Genomic DNA, 15929 nt, shown 5'->3' with positions numbered 1-15929 from the left:
AACTCATAGCCCTGGAGACGACATGTCCGCTTTGGACCCGTTCTATGCAATGCTGCGCGGTGAAAGCGACCCGTTTCGCAATCACCCCGAGAACCTTCGCGAGCTTCAGCTCGCTGCCATGAAAGAGCGCTTCGCCGAGCGCCGCGAACAGATCAGGCTACTGCGCCGCAGAGCGGAAGATGTCGGCGTCAGCGAGGTGACCCGCCATGAAGATATGGTGCCCCTGCTGTTCGCGCATCAGATCTACAAGAGCTACCCCGAGTCATTCATCGACAACGGCCGCTGGAAGCATCTTTCGGCATGGCTGCAAACGCTATCGAGCAAACGGGTAGCCGAAGTCGATCTGGACGGCGCGGACAACGTCGACGCATGGATGGACCGTCTGCGCTCAGCGGGACACCATGTTTTCAGCTCGAGCGGCACATCCGGCAAGTGCAGCTTCATCAGTCAGACGCAAGCCGATCTCGACAATGTCACCGAGTCGTGCGTGAAGCTGGGCGTCTATGGCAACGCAATGATCCGAAGAGATTTCGGCAAGCGCCCGGCTTTCCTCATGATGCCGCCTGCCGGCGCGCATCGGCATATCGAGCCGGTACTGAACGCAGCGCGACGGCTCGGCGCGGAAACCACGCTGATGTTCGACGAACCGGTGCTCGCATCCGCAACGATTTCGATGGGCCGCATGCGCCGCGCAATCGCCGACGGCTCCGCGAAACCGAGCGAGGTCGCGGCGTTTCAGGAGCAGGCGGTGGCGCGCCAGCGTCACACCGGCAAGATGATCGACCGGTTTCTCGACAAGCTAACCGCGCAGCGCGAAGTTCCGGTGCTCGTCCAGGGCAACTGGTCGTTGCACTGGACGCTCGCCGAGCGCGCCCGTCAGCGCGGCATCGCCGATGGCATCTGCCATCCGGATACGGTAATCACCACCGGTGGCGGCTTGAAGGGCACCTCGGCCCCCGCCGACTATCGGGAGCAAATCATCCGCTTCTACGGTATTCGTGCCGAGAACGTCCAGAACAGTTATGGCATGTCCGAGATGATCGGAACCGGCCCCTGGTCGGAAGTTGCGCAGGGCTATGCAATCTGCCCGTGGATCGTCCCGTTCGTCCTCGACAAGGCGGGAGAGCAACTGCTGAATCCTGCGGATGGACTGGGCGTCGTTGAGGGGCGCTTCGCGTTTTTCGATCTGCTGGCCGAAGGATACTGGGGTGGTTTCATCACCGGCGACAAGGTCGTGGTCGACTTTTCACCGGCGGAGAACACCGACGGCCTGCAAGGGCCATTGGTCCGTCAAGTCGGCCGCTACGCCGATCTCGAAGAAGGCGAAGACAAGCTCTCGTGCGCCGGCACGATGGAGTCGTATGTACGTGGCATGATCAACGTTTGAGCCCTGCTGCGCGCGGTCCGAGCCCCAGGGGCGCCATTACTGGCGCCCCCTTGGGCTCATGAGTATACTGATGTCCTGATTCCGACATCAAACACTCCCCGATGTACAAACCTATGTCAGTTCAGGCTCCCAACGGAGCCTCGCGGCTCGCTGCGGCGGACAAACCTCGAACGGCTGGCCGGCCCACCCACGACGATGCAGTTCAGTTGCGCGAGCGGCTGCTCGAAGCCGCCAAATCCGTGTTCATCAGAGAAGGTTTCGGCGCCGCCAGGGTCGAGGAAATCGCATCGCTGGCTGGCGTCAGCAAAACGACCGTGTATCGCCAGTTCGGCACGAAAGAAGAGCTTTTTCGCTCCATCGTCTGGCGCGGGATGGCCGATCTGCGGGGCAAGATCTCGGAGCACCTGGAACCGGGCCGCGATTTTTCGACGAACATGGCATCCCTTATCGATGCGCTCGTCGAACACATGGCAATACCGGACAGCATGCACACTTCACGCATGGTCATTGGCGAGGCGATTCGCTTTCCCGATGTCGCAAAGCAGTTTCTGCAGTTCGTGGTGACGATGCTGGAGCCGCTAACCGGCGTTCTGGAAGCCGCCGCGGTCAGCGGCGTAATCGCCATCGACGATCCCTCGAACGCGGCGCGCGATCTTCTCACACTGGTCACAGGCGCGCCCGAAGTGCACCTCGCGGTTCAGACCACCCGTTCCGAACGGAAACGCCGGGCTGAGCGGATTCATCGGCTTCTGTTGACCGCGTGGAGGTACCGTGCGGCACTGGATAAGGTTCGAGCCCGGTCAATGCCGTAACGTTCGCGCGGCCATCGAGGTCTCGCCGACGCACTAGCTGTCAATTTCACCCATCACCTGGAATTGCCCCGACGCCTGGGCGATGCATTTCGCATTCGCCCAGATCCGACAGTCGGAGAAAATCACCCGCTTTCCCGAACGTAGAACGTCGACGTGTGCTTCCACCCAGTCGCCCGGCTCCGCGTTCCCCATGAAATTGACCGTCAAACCCGTCGTCAACACCCTGACGGCTGGTTGACGCGAATACTTGCTCGCCCACGTGATGGCGGTGTCTGCAAGCATGCAAACAGCGCCCCCGTGCATCATCTGGCCAAGGTTGCGATGCGCTTCGCGAACGTACATGCCGACGACGTGTCCGCGTTCGCTCTTGCGAAAGTAGATGGCCTGCGAGACGGCGCCAATATTCCTTTTTCATCGATAAAACATAGCGTATCATTATTCGTACACAAGTCAACTATGTGAATGACCAATGGATACCACGTCGCTCTTTTCGCCTCTCGCCGTGCGCGGGGTCACGCTTGCCAACCGTATCGTCATGTCACCCATGACTCGCGGCTTTTCGCCGAACGGATTGCCCGGTAGTGACGTCGCCGCCTACTACAAGCGGCGTGCGCAGGGCGAGACAGGCCTGATCATCACAGAAGGCGTCGGCGTCGATCACTCCGCGGCGCTCGGCGAAGCCGGACTCGGAGAAAATTCGATTCCAGTGCTCGCCGGAGAGGAATCAGTTGCCGCGTGGCGACGCGTGACGGACGAAGTTCACGCTAGCGGCGGAATCATCTTTCCTCAGTTGTGGCATATGGGACCCATGAAAGAGGCGAATACGGGCCCCTTCCCGGCCGCCTCGCCACTGCGCCCATCGGGACTGTGGGGACCGGAAGGACGAACGACATCGCTCAACGCAGGTTACATGGAGCGCGTCATGCCGCCAACGCGCCCGATGACCGATGCCGAGATCGCGGACGTCATTGCAGCCTATGGTCGAAGCGCGCGCTATGCGACGGCCGCCGGCTTCGATGGCATCGCGATTCACGGAGCTCACGGCTATCTGATCGACGCTTTTTTGTGGGCAGAAACCAATCAACGCACGGATCGATGGGGCAAGGATCTCACGGCGCGCAGCCGCTTTGCCGCCGAGGTTGTCCGTGCAATCCGCGAAGCGATCGGTGCGACGATGCCGATCACGTTCCGCTTCTCCCAGTGGAAGCAGCAGGATTTCCGCGCGCGTCTCGCCAACGACCCGCACGAACTCGAGCACATTCTCGCGCCGCTCGCGGATGCTGGCGTCGACATCTTCGAGGCGAGCACCCGCTATTTCAACCGGGCGGAATTCGCGGGCTCAGAGATGAATCTCGCCGGTTGGGTGAAGAAGGTAACCGGCAAGCTTTCGATGACTGTTGGTGGGATCGGCATTAACAAGGGCTACTACGATTCAATGGCCGGGGCCGCGACAGCGGCGCAGCCCGACCTCACTGCCCTGCTCGATCGTTTCTCACGCAGCGAGTTCGATCTTGTTGGCGTGGGACGCTCGCTTCTGCATGATCCGAACTGGGCGCGGCGCGTACGGCTTGGCGAGCCGTTCCTCGGGTTCAGCAACGACTCGCTCGCACACCTCACCTGAAACGCGATTTGCAGTTGGCGCCTTGACTCGGACATCAACTGCTATTTCCGGTTCGGGATCTTTACGTACGCCCGGTGACAGGAATCAACGCACCGGTCACCCCCGACGCGGCGCCAGACGCGAGAAAGAGAATCACCTCGGCAATTTCTTCAGGCCGCACCCAGCGGGAAAAGTCAGCGTCGGGCATATCCTTGCGGTTCTGGGGCGTATCGATGATGCCTGGCAAGATAGCGTTGACGGTAATGGAACGGCCTTTGAGTTCTTCGGCCAGCGCCTCGGTCAAACGCATCACCCCTGACTTCGAGGCCGCATACGCTCCCATGCCCGCGCCCGCCTTCAGCGCAGCGCCGGCTCCAATATTGATGATGCGTCCGCCCTCCGCGCTGTCGGCAATATGGTCGAGTGCCGCTTTCGACGCAGTCGCCGCCGTGCGCACGTTCGTCCGGTACATCAGATCCCAGGTGTCGAGACTGCCGTCCGCCAGCGTTTCCCAGCGAAAGCCTCCCGCTACATTGACGATCACATCGAGCCTGCCAAGCTGCTCGACGACCGCGGAGAGCGCCGAGCGCGCCGCATCGAGATCGGTCAGCTCGACGCCTCCTCGCCACCAGGAAGCGTGCAGCTGCTCCGCGCTCGCGTTCTCCGGCTCGAGCGCCTTGTCGATCAGCGCGACCTTCCAGCCGTTCTCGGCAAACACGCGACCAACCGTGCGCCCAAGCGTGCCGAATCCACCCGTTATCGCCACTACCCGTTGCATGTGCATCTCTCCCTCGCCGCGCCCGGCGCCGCCTGTACCGCTGGCGCCGGACACTGTAAAAGCTCAACGTCCCTTGAACACCGGCTCGCGTTTCTCGCGAAACGCGTTGACCGCCTCTTGATGGTCTTCCGTCAGGTTCGACAGCGCCTCGTATGCAATCGACGCGTCGAGAATGGCATGCGCAAGTTGCTTCAGGCCGATGTTGATCGACGCCTTGGTCCACTGGATGGCGCGCGAAGCGCCGTTTGCGAGACGCTTCGCCATGGCGTCGACCACGGCATCCAGCTGGTCGGCCGGTACGGCATGATTGATGAGACCCAGTCGTGCCGCCTCTTCCGCGGTGACGAGATCCCCCGTCAACAGGTATTCCTTGGCCTTCGCATAGCCCACGAGCTGCGGCCAGATCACCGCGCCGCCATCGCCCGCCACGAAGCCGACTTTCACGTGCGGATCGCCAATCTTTGCATGATTGGCCGCGTAGCTAAGATCCGAGAACAGCGCGATCGTCGCGCCGAGACCAATTGCATGACCATTGATCTTGGCGATGACCGGCTTCGGACAATCCAGCATCGAGAAGACAATTTTCTTTGCACGCTGCATGCCTTCGAGAAACAGCGTGGGATTGTCGATGACCTGCTGCATATGCTCGATATCGCCGCCCGCGCTAAAAGCCCGCCCTGCGCCCGTCAACACCACGACACGGGTCTCAACGTCCTCGGCGACATCGAGAAAAAGCCGCGACATCTCAATGTCCATTTGCTCATCGAACGCGTTCAACGTTTCCGGGCGGTTGAGCGTAACGGTCAAGACGCCGCCTTCGCGTTCGAGCAATAGCGCCTGATAGTCCAAAATATTCATGGCTAACCTGTTCATAATGAAGAAATCGCGCGGGACGGACAGACCGTCTGCCGCCGCCGACCGGTACAAGGCCGATCACACGTGCAGCGGAATGAACCGGCGGCCGTTGTCGTACATGATCTTTTGCGTGTCTTCTTCCGAGAGCCCATTGCATGCTTCCGACGCGAAGTCCTTCGGTTCGGGCACGCCTTCCGCGTGCGGATAGTCGGAGCCCATCAACAGGAAGTCCGACGATCCCGTTTGAGCGATGATCTGGGCGATGTCGTCCTCCGGATACGCGACCACGAAGACATTTTCCTTGAAGATCTGGCTCGGGCGCTTCTTCAGCTGACCGCACGGCCAGTAGCCATTCTTCGCCATCCCCCGGCACTTGTCCATTTTGACGAGCAGCGAAGGCACCCATTCGGCACCGTTTTCGGCGCTGCACAGCTTGACCCGCGGGAAACGCTCGAAGAAGTTGTAGAAGATGAACGACGACAGCGTTTCCATGACCGGCCGCTCGCCGTAACCGTGCATCCAGACAAAGGCGGTCTGACGCTGGCGCGACTGCTGCACGGGTTCGCCCCACACCGCCATATGATCCTTCATGTAGATCGCTTCCGACACATGGAAGGTGACGCGCACGCCCGCTTCGTTGAGGACCGACCAGAACGGATCGAAGTACGGATCCGCAGGTGCACGGCCATTGAACGGCCCCATCGGCATCAGGATCACCCGCACACCGTTAGCAACCAGCCACCTGGCCTCGGCGACAGCCGCATCGAGATCGTCGAGCGTGACGACCGGCGTCGTGTAGATGCGGTCTTTGTAGTTGAAGCCCCAGTCGTCGAGCATCCACTGGTTATACGCATGCAACACCGCATTTGCCGCAACGGGCTCGTTGAGGTAGGAAATACACGCGACCATTTCGCCGATGTACATCGTGCAGGCTTCAACACCGAAATCGTCCATCTTCTTCAGGCGCGCGTCGCGGTTGAACATGTCTGGCGTCGGCGAAACCCGCATATCGACGTTATCCTTGCCATCCTTCATCGCGCGCAGCCATTCATGCAGCTTGCCCGGCGGCGGAACGTGCCCCTCGGCCGATGTGTATCCCTCGCTGATTTCCACCTTCCGGTCGCCCACATACATGCAGCGGTTGCCGTCTGCCGTGACACGGCTGGTAAAAGACCAGTCCTTCCTGAACTTCTCGGGCAAATGACGGTTGAATGCGTCCTCGACTTCGTAGAAGTGCGTGTCGGCGTCGTAGATCTTCCCTTGATACGTTTGCATGGTCTCGCTCCTGATTGTGGGGAGCGCTTCAGAACGTGCGCCCTTGAGAGCAGTATCGGGTCAAGCCATCGACCAAAAAACTCTCATATCGAACTCGAAAACGTCGATATCGATTTGATATCGGGCGGTGGCCTCGCGACCCTTGCGGTCGGTATCGAACTCTCCAAAAAACATCAATACGAACGACGTTCGCATATAAGTATAATCGAAACGAAGACACGCAATCGGAGACGTTTATGCAAGCCGAAGTACTCTCCCAGCCGGCACACCGAGCGCAACCGGTAGCGGGTCCACCGCGCGGGTTCACGATGGCGATCCTGCTTGCCGCGGTAGCGGCCTCGTCCGGCATCACCGTCATCTACACCGTGCTGGTCACGCTCTACAAGGCTTTTCCTGCGTCGAACTCCGTGAGCTGGACCGTCACCGCGTACTGGCTCGGCTCGGCCGTCTTTGCCGCCGTGAGCGGGCGACTCGGCGACCTGTTGGGCTACCGCCGCATCCTGCTCGTGGTGATGTCGGTCGCTGCGGCGGGTGCAGTCGTGGCCGCATGCGCGACCGATGTCGGCATGCTCGTCGCGGGGTGTGCGATGCAATCGATCGCGGCAGGCATTACGCCACTCTCCATCGGGCTGGTTCGTGAGAATCTGCCACCCGCCAGGCTGCCTGCCGCGGTCGGGTTGATCAGTGCGGCAGGCATGGTGTCGGCGGGGCTGATCTACATCTGCGCGGGCGTTGTCGTGGATCACTATTCGTGGCAGGGCGGCTTCTGGTTCAAAGTCGCGCTTTGCGTCGTGGCCGTCGCGGCGGTACGCGCGTGGGCACCGCCGTCGCCACCGAATCCCGGCGTGCGGATCGACTACATTCGAGGTCTCGCGTTCGCTCCAGCGCTTTGCGCCATCCTCTTCGCCGTGCAGCAAATCCGCACGTGGGGGCTCGCGGATCCGCAGCTGTGGGGCTTGATCGCTGGCGGGATGCTAGTGCTCGGACTCTGGGCACGCCATCAACACGGGGCGAGTCATCCGCTCATCAATGTGCGTCTGCTGAAGACGCGCGAAGTCGTGTTGGCCAATGCATGCATGGCATTCCTCGCGGCAGGCGCCATGCAACTAGGACAGGTCTTCTCGCTGCTCGCCCAGCAACCTGCCGGCACGCACGCCGGATTCGGGTTGAGCGCGACGTCAGCCGGATTACTGATGTTCAGCATCAACATCGTCGCGCTGGTCGCGAGCCCATGGAGCGGCCGGGTTGCTGCCCGCTACAAGGCCCGGCCCGCTGCCTTGATTGGCATGCTCATACTGGCCCTGGGCTGGGCCTCGCTGATCGTGCTTCATCGCAGCCTGCTGCTCTTCGTTCCCGGTGCGGTGCTGTGCTCGTTCGGCCTCGCCTTCGCAAGCACGGCGCTGTACAACCAGATCGTGGAAGCGACGCCGGCACATCAGACAGGCGAGGCAACGGGCATGCTCTACGTTTTCTTCTCGTGTTTCTTCGCGGTAGGTGCCCAGGCGGTATTTGCGCTGCTGCGCAGCGCGACGGCGGCACACGACGGTGCATCGTTTCCGGCCGATAGGGGCTATGTTTCGGTATTCGTCTACATCGCCTGCAGTTCGATCGCCGGACTGCTGGTCGCCTTCATGCTGCCGAAGCGTCGTACACACTGACGGTCGTTGCGACCGATCCGTTGCGCGCGGGTGCAACGCTTCTTCGACCGCACCGCGACCGCGGCGCATTGAAGCACCCGCTTCACTGCGCCGCCGGCCGACTGGCGAGTCACTCCTCTTCTGCCTGACCCAACGCAGACGCCCGCTGGGCGACTCTGATCATGTGCTCTTCGAGCCGGTGACGTTCGCGGTCGAAGCGTTCGAGCGGCGCACCAATTGCCATCGCCGCGATGACATTGCCATTCGGTCCGAAGATCGGCGACGACACGCCGGCCGAATCCGGCAGTAGTTCACCGCGACTCACCGACAGGCCGCTTTCGAGGATGTGGTCGAGTTCGTCACGCAACGCCTTCTTCGTCGCGATCGTTTGCGGGGTGCGGCGCTCGAATTTGACCGTCTTCATGTAGTCGGTAACGAAAGCGTCCGGTGCATGGGCGAGCAGCACGCGGCCCGCAGCCGTGCAATAGAGCGGGCGACGCAAACCGATGTGCATTGAATAGCGCACCGATTGCTCGCTCTCGATCACGTCGACATAGGTGATCTCCTTGTGTTCGACGTCAAGGACACCGACATACACGGTTTCATTGGTGCTCTTCGAGAGATCCACCAGGAACGGGCGCAGTATCTTCGAAAAATTCCACGCGGCCATCACGCCTGCCGACAACCGGAAGATCGACGGTCCCAGGCGATAGCGGCCTACGTCGTGCATCAAGTACCCCTCCGCCACCAGAGGTCTCAGCAGATTGAGCAGGCTGCTCTTCGGTGACTCGAGAGCGACATTCAGTTCTGCTAGCGACATCCCGTCCGGAGACTTCGCCAGCACATCGAAAATTCCGAGGAGTCGGGTCAGCGAGCGCGGCCCGCTGACGTCCCGGTCCGCCGGCGCTGAGGTCTCTTTCAACATGATTTTCCCCATGAATTGACTGTATCGATTATACGTGAACTATTCACATAGTTTTACATCGATCAAAATTTGGCACACTTTTGCACCACCCGAATTCGGGAATACGCCAGGGCGCTCCCTCACACAGCTTGAGATATATTTGAACGACGTTCACAAATCTGGAATTCAGAAGCATCATCTTCCAGACCCTTTACGCAATACGCTCGCGCGTCGAACAGCAACATCAACCTTCACTTCTGGATTCACTCATGTACACGAAAAAACTGGCAGAAAAGGTCGCCATCGTGACCGGAGGCGGGCAAGGCGTTGGGCTCGGCATCGCCCTTGCGCTTGCCACCGAGGGGGCGAGTCTGGTCCTCACTGGTCGCACGGAGGCCAAACTCACGCGGGCTGCTGAGGAATTGAGCGCCCTCGGTTCGCAAGTGCTGGTCGTGCCCGGCGATACGCGCAATCGCGCCGACGCCGTGCGGACGGTCGAGCTTGCCGTCGAGCGATTCGGACGTGTGGACGCACTCATCAACAATGCCCAAAGCAGCAGCCCGGGGGTGCCGCTCGAGTCCGTTACCGACGATGACTGGAGCAACACGCTCGAATCGGGCTTGTACGGCACGCTGCATTTCATGCAGGCCGCATTGCCGCGGATGAAGTCGCAGGGCCGCGGCGCCATCGTCAACTTCGGCTCGCGCACCGGTATCGAAGGCCTCAAGGGATTCGGCGCGTACGCCGCAACCAAGGAGGGCATTCGCGGGCTCTCGCGTGTTGCCGCGCGCGAATGGGGCATCTACGGCATTACCGTCAACGTCATTTGCCCGGCAGCGCTCACGCCTGCCGCCGAAGCGTACCTCGAAGCCAATCCTCAGGAACGCGCTCGCTATCTCTCTGAAATTGCGCTTGGCCGCTTCGGCGATCCTCAGCGCGATATTGGACGAACAGTTGCATTTCTATGTAGTGACGACGCTAATTTCATAACCGGGCAGACTATCAGTGTGGACGGCGGACAGTCAATGCTCTAGTGCGTCTTTTTGAACACGGTGCAATATATGAAACGTCCAGTTGCATTATCGCGAGCCTCGATCCGAGGAGTGAGCTTCCCGCCGGGCGCGTACCACGAAGCTTGAAGAGCGATCAGGTGTTTCTCCTCTCACACACTTCGCGAGAGCGTGTGGAGTTTGGCCTTGGCTGCGCGACACCGAGCCAAGGCGTTTTTTCGCCGTTACCTTTGGGACTCGATCGCGTCTGTTGAGAAATTTCTTAAAACCATTCCGACGTGAAGAACTCGCCGTTGATGTCCTTTCTATAGAACTTTCTTTTCGCGCAGGATATCGATATCCGACTGCGACATACTCAGCACATCACGCAGCACGTCGTCCGTATGTTGTCCGAGCGTCGGCGGCGCCCCATACGAATCGATAGGCGTGCCCGACATCTTGACCGGGTTGGCGACCATCCGAACCGCCTTATCCGTGAGCGGGTGCGCGACTTCGACGCACATCGCGCGTGCCTGCACATGCGGATCTGCGAACACCTGCTCCAGATTGTTGATCGGTCCGGCCGGCACCCCGGCGGCGTCGAGTGCTGCGAGCAGTTCGTCGCTCTGCCATTGAAGGATCAGCGGCTCGAACACTTCGCCCAGCGCGCGACGATTCTTCACGCGCAGCGCAATCTCGCTGAATCGTGGATCGCTAGCGAGCTCGGGGTGCCCCAGAACGTCACACATCCGCGCGTATTGCTCGTTGTTGCCCGCCACGATCATGATGTCGCGATCGGCGCAGCGGAACATGCGAGACGGCATCCCACCGTTGCCCTCGGTACCGCGCCGGATAGGAATCTGGCCGGAAACGAGATACTGGCTTGCATAGTGCGATGTGGCAGCAATCATCGCGTCCAGCAATGCCAGGTCGATGTACTGTCCCTGCCCGTTACCGCCTTGCGCCGCGTCGCGATGATAAAGCGCTGCGATGATCGCCGAAGCGGCGTACTGACCACACAGGATGTCCGCAAGACTGGGGCCGGTTTTCATTGGCCCGCCGCCCGGCACGTCGTCGCCGTTTCCGGTCACGCTCATCAGGCCACCCATCGCCTGGAAAATCGAGTCGTAGCCGGGGCGCGGGCTATACGGTCCGGTCTGACCGAACCCGGTTATCGAACAGTAGATCAGGCGCGGATTGACCAGCTTGAGGCTGTCGTAGTCGAGCCCGTAACGCTTGAGGTCGCCAACCTTATAGTTCTCGAGCAACACGTCGCAGTGCGCCGCCAACGAGCGGATCAGCGCCTGGCCTTCGGCCGTGGAGATATCGCACGTGATTGACTTCTTGCCTCGGTTCGCGCTGATAAAAAACGTCGACTCGCGCGTGACCTTTCCCTCCCGATCCATCAGGAACGGAGGGCCGAATTGCCGCGAATCGTCGCCCTTGCCCGGACGCTCGACCTTGATGACCTCCGCGCCGAGATCCGCCAGCATCTGAGCCCCCCAAGGCCCGGCGAGAATACGGCTCAGGTCGAGTACGCGAACACCCGCCAACGCGCCTTTTGTCATAGCAAACGGTCCCCTTGAATTCACACCGGCTGCGCCGGAAGCCTTGCATCAGCGTCCGACGAACTTCGCCGTACGTTTTTCGATGAAGGACTGAACCCCTTCCTTCGCGTCTTCAGTGTTGTAGAGAAACTGCTGGGTCGACTGAATCGTCGCGTAAGCATCCTGCCAGCCTTGTCCCAGCGAAACGCGCGCGTTCTGCATCGTGGCCTGCACGGCTAGCGGTGCCTGCGCCGCGATTCGCTCGGCGATCGCGAGCGCCCGGTCGAACTCCTGCCCCGCAGGCACGACATCCTGCACGAAGTTCATGTGCCGTGCCTCGTCTGCGGTGAATTCGTCGCCGGTGAGCAGTACCTTCATTGCGTTACCCCAGCCGGCTCGCTGCACCATGCGGAACGTCGCACCACAACCTGCCATGATCCCCCGTTTGACTTCAAGCTGGGAGAAACGGCAGTTGTCGGCCGCAACAGCCACTTCCGATGCAAGCATCAATTCGACCGCGACCGTGAAGCAGATTCCCTTCAGCGCAATGACGACCGGCTTGGTACGCAGCGGCGCGCGCAAGTTGAACGGATCGACCTCGCCTTCAGGAAGCAGCGGTTTCCCTTCGCGGCGCAACGGCGCGACCTTTGGCATGTCGAGCCCTGCCGTAAAGTGATCGCCTTCGGCATATACCAGCCCGCAAAAAATATCGCCGCTCTTCTCGAGCTGCGTGTAAGCCATGGCAAGCTCTCTGAACATTTTCGGCGTGAAACCATTGCGCTTTTCCGGCCGGTCAATGCCCATCAAGAGCAGGTTCCCACGCTGCTCAACGCGAATCTGTCCGTCCTCGTGACGAGTGGTCATGCAGTGTCTCCTCGCGGTGTTTTCCGTTAGCAATTCTGACCTCGCGCTCAATTGACAAAGCTGGGTCGCACATTCAGAATCATAAACGTCGTTCACAAAATTGGCAACGCGCGATACGCTCCGACGCTGCCGAGCGGCGCACCGCAGACACGCAAATCATCGGCGAGCAGGCCCCATCCGGGCCTAGGTGTTCACCCTCATTCGTTCAAGGAAGAACCATGGCCTACGAGACGATCATCGTCGAAACGCTCGGGAAAACCGGCTTGATCAGGTTGCACCGTCCGCAAGCCTACAACGCACTGAACAACCGGCTGATGGACGAGCTGACGGCGGCACTCGACGACCTCGAAACCGACCCCGCCATCGGCGCCATCGTGATGACCGGTAGCGAAAAGGCGTTCGCCGCCGGCGCCGACATCAAGATGATGAACGAATGGACGTACATGGACGTGTACAAGAATCAGTTCATCACGTCGAACTGGGAACGCACGTCGCGTTGCCGCAAGCCGGTCATCGCCGCGGTCGCGGGTCTTGCCTTGGGCGGAGGCTGCGAACTGGCCATGATGTGCGACTTCATTCTCGCCGCCGACAACGCCCGTTTCGCCCTGCCCGAAATCACGCTCGCGACCATTCCCGGCGCTGGCGGCACGCAGCGCCTTACGCGCGCGCTCGGCAAATCGAAGGCGATGGAAATGATCCTCACCGGCCGCAGGATGGACGCCATTGAAGCCGAACGATGCGGCCTCGTGAGCCGCATCGTGCCCGCCGACACGCTCGTCGACGAAGCGCTGAAAACGGCCGACGCGATCGCGCGATACTCGCAACCCGTCGTAGCGATGGCCAAAGAATGCGTCAACCGCGCCTACGAATCGAGCCTGGCAGAAGGCATCCTGTTCGAGCGGCGTATGGCGTATTCGACCTTCGCTACAGAAGATCGAAAGGAAGGCATGGCAGCCTTCGCCGAAAAGCGCAAACCTCAGTTTCGCGATTGTTGAATTGCTAAAAGGCGCCACGCTGTCGTGGCGAACAGAGCCCGCCAGGTCACGCGCGTCACGCGCATTTCTCTGGCACCCATACTTCCTATCCAGGCTACAGGCGCGCGATGAAACCGTATGTCAATCGCATTACTGAACTACTCGGCATTCAATATCCCATCATTCAAGGCGGCATGCGCTGGGTGGCGCGAGCCGAACTGGCGGCGGCCGTGGCCAATGCGGGCGGTCTCGGCTTCATCTCCGCGCACACCCATGCAAGCGCCGATGCACTCGCGCGCGAAATCGACAGGGTGCGTTCGCTCACCGACAAGCCCTTTGGAGTCAACCTGACCGTTCTCGGCGCCAATGTCGGTCTCGACTATGACGCGTATGTGCGCACGATCGTGTCTCAAGGCGTCCAGGTCGTCGAGACAGCAGGTAGCAATCCGGCGAAATACATCGCCGAGTTCAAGGCGCAGGGCGTCAAGGTCGTGCACAAGTGCGTGACGGTTCGCCACGCGGTGAAGGCCGAATCGCTCGGCGCGGACGCCGTCAGCATCGACGGGTTCGAATGCGCGGGGCACCCTGGCGAAGACGACATCCCTGGACTGATCCTGATTCCCGCCGCCGCCGACAAGCTGAAGGTGCCGATTCTCGCGTCCGGCGGCTTTGCCGATGGGCGCGGGCTGATGGCGGCGCTCGCGCTCGGCGCGGACGGCATCAACATGGGAACCCGATTCATGCTCACGCAGGAGTCCCCCGTCCACCCTGCGATCAAGCAACGGCTGCTGGAAGCGAGCGAGCGCGATACGGTGCTGGTTGGCCGCTCGATCGGCGATTCAAGCCGGGTGGTCAGGAACAGCGTGAGTCTCGCCGCGCTCGAACTCGAGCGCGCCGGCAACGTGACGCGCTCGGACCTCTACGCGCTGACCGGAGCACAGCGCTGGATGGACGCATTCGTGACAGGAGAAGTGGAAGGCGGCGCCTTCCCCGCCGGTATCGTGACCGGCCTCATTCACGACTTGCCGACCTGTGCGGAATTGATCGGTCGCATCGTGAAGGAAGCCGCCGCGATTGCGCAACGCCAGCTCGGCTTCAGCGCTGCTCTGGCATGAAACTGATCGGCCTTCGCGTCGTGGACCTGTCGCAATTCATGCCGGGTCCGTTCCTCGCCGCCAACCTCGCCGATCACGGCGCGCACGTCGTCAAGATCGAACCGGTCACCGGCGACCCCACCCGCGGCGCACCCGGCACCGACGGCGCATTCTTCGCCGCGATCAACCGCGGCAAGCGCAGCATCGCGCTCGATCTGAAACATCCGGACGCACGCGAGGTCGCGCTCAAGCTGATGAACGAGGCCGACGTCGTGATCGAATCGTCGAGGCCGGGCGTGGCCGCTCGGCTTGGCATCGACTACGACACGATCAGCCGGACGAACCCCGGAGTCGTTTATTGTGCGATTACCGCATTCGGCCAAACCGGCCCGCTCTCTCAATTGCCCGCACACGATCCGGTAGTTCAATCGCTTGCAGGCACGCTGCCGCGCGATGGCCGGGGCATCCCAATTGCCACGGGACCGTCGCTCGCTGCGCTGGCCGGTTCATTGACGGCGTTGTCCGCCGTGTTGATGGCGCTGCTGCGCGCGCGGGAAACGGGGCGCGGCGACTACATCGACATGGCGCTTTTCGATGCGGCGCTCACATCGCAGCCGTATCTGAGCGGCCGCTTGCTCAACGCGCCGGACAGCCGATTGCGAGGGCCGACTGAAGGCGACAGCGGGCTCGCGTTGCTCGACACCTATGAGACCGCCGATTCGAAGTGGCTCTGCCTTGGCGGCCGGGAACACAGCTTTGCAACCAACCTGCTTACACCACTCGGCCGTCCGGATCTCGTCGCCGACGCGATCGGCCCAGCCGGTGAAGGCCAGATACGCGTCCGGGCGTTCCTGACGCAAATCTTCCTGACTCGCACACTCGATGAATGGCTCTGCTGGTTCGAAGGCCGAAACATCAGTGTGGCGCCGGTGCTCTCGCTCGCCGAAGCGCTCGACCATCCGCATGCGCACGAGCGCGGGATGGTCCAGAGGGATCCGTCCGGAGGCAACCACGTTGCAAGCCCGATTCACTTCCGTTTGGAGCCTGGGTCGCCACCGCTCGCCGTTCCACACCTTGGCGAGCACACAGAACTCGTGCTGCGGAGCATTGGCTACAGCGACGAACGGATTGCGGAACTCGTCGCGACAGGCGCAGTACGTGGGCAGCACGACGAAGCCCAGGCCCTTGCGCAACCCGCCACCTGACGCAAACA

The 15929-nt window shown here is 61.3% G+C and carries 15 protein-coding genes; 8 read left to right on the top strand and 7 right to left on the bottom strand.

The genetic code is table 11. The features are described from left to right. The first annotated feature begins 22 nt into the window (after nucleotides 1-22). A complete protein-coding gene (locus HDG33_RS19850) occupies nucleotides 23-1387 on the top strand; it encodes a hypothetical protein (protein WP_184032276.1) in 1365 nt (454 codons plus the stop codon). Nucleotides 1388-1500: 113 nt separating this feature from the next. Then, nucleotides 1501-2199: a TetR/AcrR family transcriptional regulator gene (locus HDG33_RS19845; protein WP_260330514.1), complete on the top strand. Its 699-nt coding sequence runs from the start codon at nucleotides 1501-1503 to the stop codon at nucleotides 2197-2199. A 33-nt stretch (nucleotides 2200-2232) separates the two neighbouring features. Here the strand turns inward: HDG33_RS19845 and HDG33_RS19840 are convergent, their stop codons facing one another. Then, the gene (locus HDG33_RS19840) at nucleotides 2233-2580 is read right to left on the bottom strand and encodes a PaaI family thioesterase (protein WP_311548357.1); all 348 of its coding nucleotides are present in this window, start codon (nucleotides 2578-2580) and stop codon (nucleotides 2233-2235) included. An 88-nt stretch (nucleotides 2581-2668) separates the two neighbouring features. On the opposite strand from HDG33_RS19840, the gene HDG33_RS19835 reads away from it, so the two are divergent. Beyond that, nucleotides 2669-3820, top strand: coding sequence for an NADH:flavin oxidoreductase (locus HDG33_RS19835; protein ID WP_184032272.1), 1152 nt, complete (start codon nucleotides 2669-2671; stop codon nucleotides 3818-3820). Nucleotides 3821-3881: 61 nt separating this feature from the next. Here HDG33_RS19835 and HDG33_RS19830 read toward each other — a convergent pair whose 3' ends face one another. From HDG33_RS19830 to HDG33_RS19820, 3 genes are all read right to left on the bottom strand, one after another. After that, on the bottom strand, nucleotides 3882-4577 hold the full coding sequence (locus HDG33_RS19830; RefSeq protein ID WP_184032270.1) for an SDR family NAD(P)-dependent oxidoreductase: 696 nt from the start codon (nucleotides 4575-4577) through the stop codon (nucleotides 3882-3884). 63 nt (nucleotides 4578-4640) lie between these two features. Next, nucleotides 4641-5435: an enoyl-CoA hydratase/isomerase family protein gene (locus HDG33_RS19825; protein WP_184032533.1), complete on the bottom strand. Its 795-nt coding sequence runs from the start codon at nucleotides 5433-5435 to the stop codon at nucleotides 4641-4643. 75 nt (nucleotides 5436-5510) lie between these two features. Beyond that, nucleotides 5511-6707, bottom strand: coding sequence for an amidohydrolase family protein (locus HDG33_RS19820; protein ID WP_184032268.1), 1197 nt, complete (start codon nucleotides 6705-6707; stop codon nucleotides 5511-5513). Between the two features lie 236 nt (nucleotides 6708-6943). Between HDG33_RS19820 and HDG33_RS19815 the strand changes: the two genes are divergently transcribed. Then, a complete protein-coding gene (locus tag HDG33_RS19815) occupies nucleotides 6944-8365 on the top strand; it encodes an MFS transporter (RefSeq protein WP_260330512.1) in 1422 nt (473 codons plus the stop codon). Between the two features lie 109 nt (nucleotides 8366-8474). On the opposite strand, the gene HDG33_RS19810 is transcribed toward HDG33_RS19815, so the two are convergent. Further along, nucleotides 8475-9269, bottom strand: a complete 795-nt coding sequence (locus HDG33_RS19810; protein ID WP_184032266.1) for an IclR family transcriptional regulator — start codon at nucleotides 9267-9269, stop codon at nucleotides 8475-8477. 248 nt (nucleotides 9270-9517) lie between these two features. Here HDG33_RS19810 and HDG33_RS19805 point away from each other — a divergent pair, with 248 nt between their 5' ends. Beyond that, nucleotides 9518-10282 (top strand): SDR family NAD(P)-dependent oxidoreductase, encoded by a 765-nt coding sequence (locus tag HDG33_RS19805; RefSeq protein ID WP_184032264.1) that lies wholly within the window; start codon nucleotides 9518-9520, stop codon nucleotides 10280-10282. 281 nt (nucleotides 10283-10563) lie between these two features. On the opposite strand, the gene HDG33_RS19800 is transcribed toward HDG33_RS19805, so the two are convergent. Both HDG33_RS19800 and HDG33_RS19795 read right to left on the bottom strand, forming a co-directional pair. After that, nucleotides 10564-11805 carry a CaiB/BaiF CoA-transferase family protein gene (locus HDG33_RS19800; protein ID WP_184032262.1) on the bottom strand — a complete coding sequence of 414 codons (1242 nt, stop codon included), beginning with the start codon at nucleotides 11803-11805 and terminating at the stop codon, nucleotides 10564-10566. Between the two features lie 48 nt (nucleotides 11806-11853). Then, entirely contained in the window at nucleotides 11854-12648 is a 795-nt protein-coding gene (locus HDG33_RS19795; RefSeq protein ID WP_184032260.1) for a crotonase/enoyl-CoA hydratase family protein, read from the bottom strand. 218 nt (nucleotides 12649-12866) lie between these two features. Here HDG33_RS19795 and HDG33_RS19790 point away from each other — a divergent pair, with 218 nt between their 5' ends. The 3 genes from HDG33_RS19790 (at nucleotide 12867) to HDG33_RS19780 (ending at nucleotide 15921) form a co-directional block, all read left to right on the top strand. Next, nucleotides 12867-13643 (top strand): enoyl-CoA hydratase, encoded by a 777-nt coding sequence (locus HDG33_RS19790; RefSeq protein ID WP_184032253.1) that lies wholly within the window; start codon nucleotides 12867-12869, stop codon nucleotides 13641-13643. Between the two features lie 107 nt (nucleotides 13644-13750). Continuing rightward, nucleotides 13751-14737 (top strand): nitronate monooxygenase family protein, encoded by a 987-nt coding sequence (locus HDG33_RS19785; protein WP_184032247.1) that lies wholly within the window; start codon nucleotides 13751-13753, stop codon nucleotides 14735-14737. After that, on the top strand, nucleotides 14734-15921 hold the full coding sequence (locus tag HDG33_RS19780) for a CaiB/BaiF CoA-transferase family protein (RefSeq protein ID WP_184032245.1): 1188 nt from the start codon (nucleotides 14734-14736) through the stop codon (nucleotides 15919-15921). Before HDG33_RS19785 ends, HDG33_RS19780 begins: the two co-directional genes overlap by 4 nt. The last annotated feature ends 8 nt before the right edge of the window (nucleotides 15922-15929 follow it).

Source organism: Paraburkholderia sp. Cpub6, from assembly GCF_014201065.1.
Classification (GTDB): Bacteria; Pseudomonadota; Gammaproteobacteria; order Burkholderiales; family Burkholderiaceae; genus Paraburkholderia; species Paraburkholderia tuberum.
Note: the sequence above shows the minus strand (reverse complement) of the source record. Positions and strands in the feature narration are given on the sequence as shown.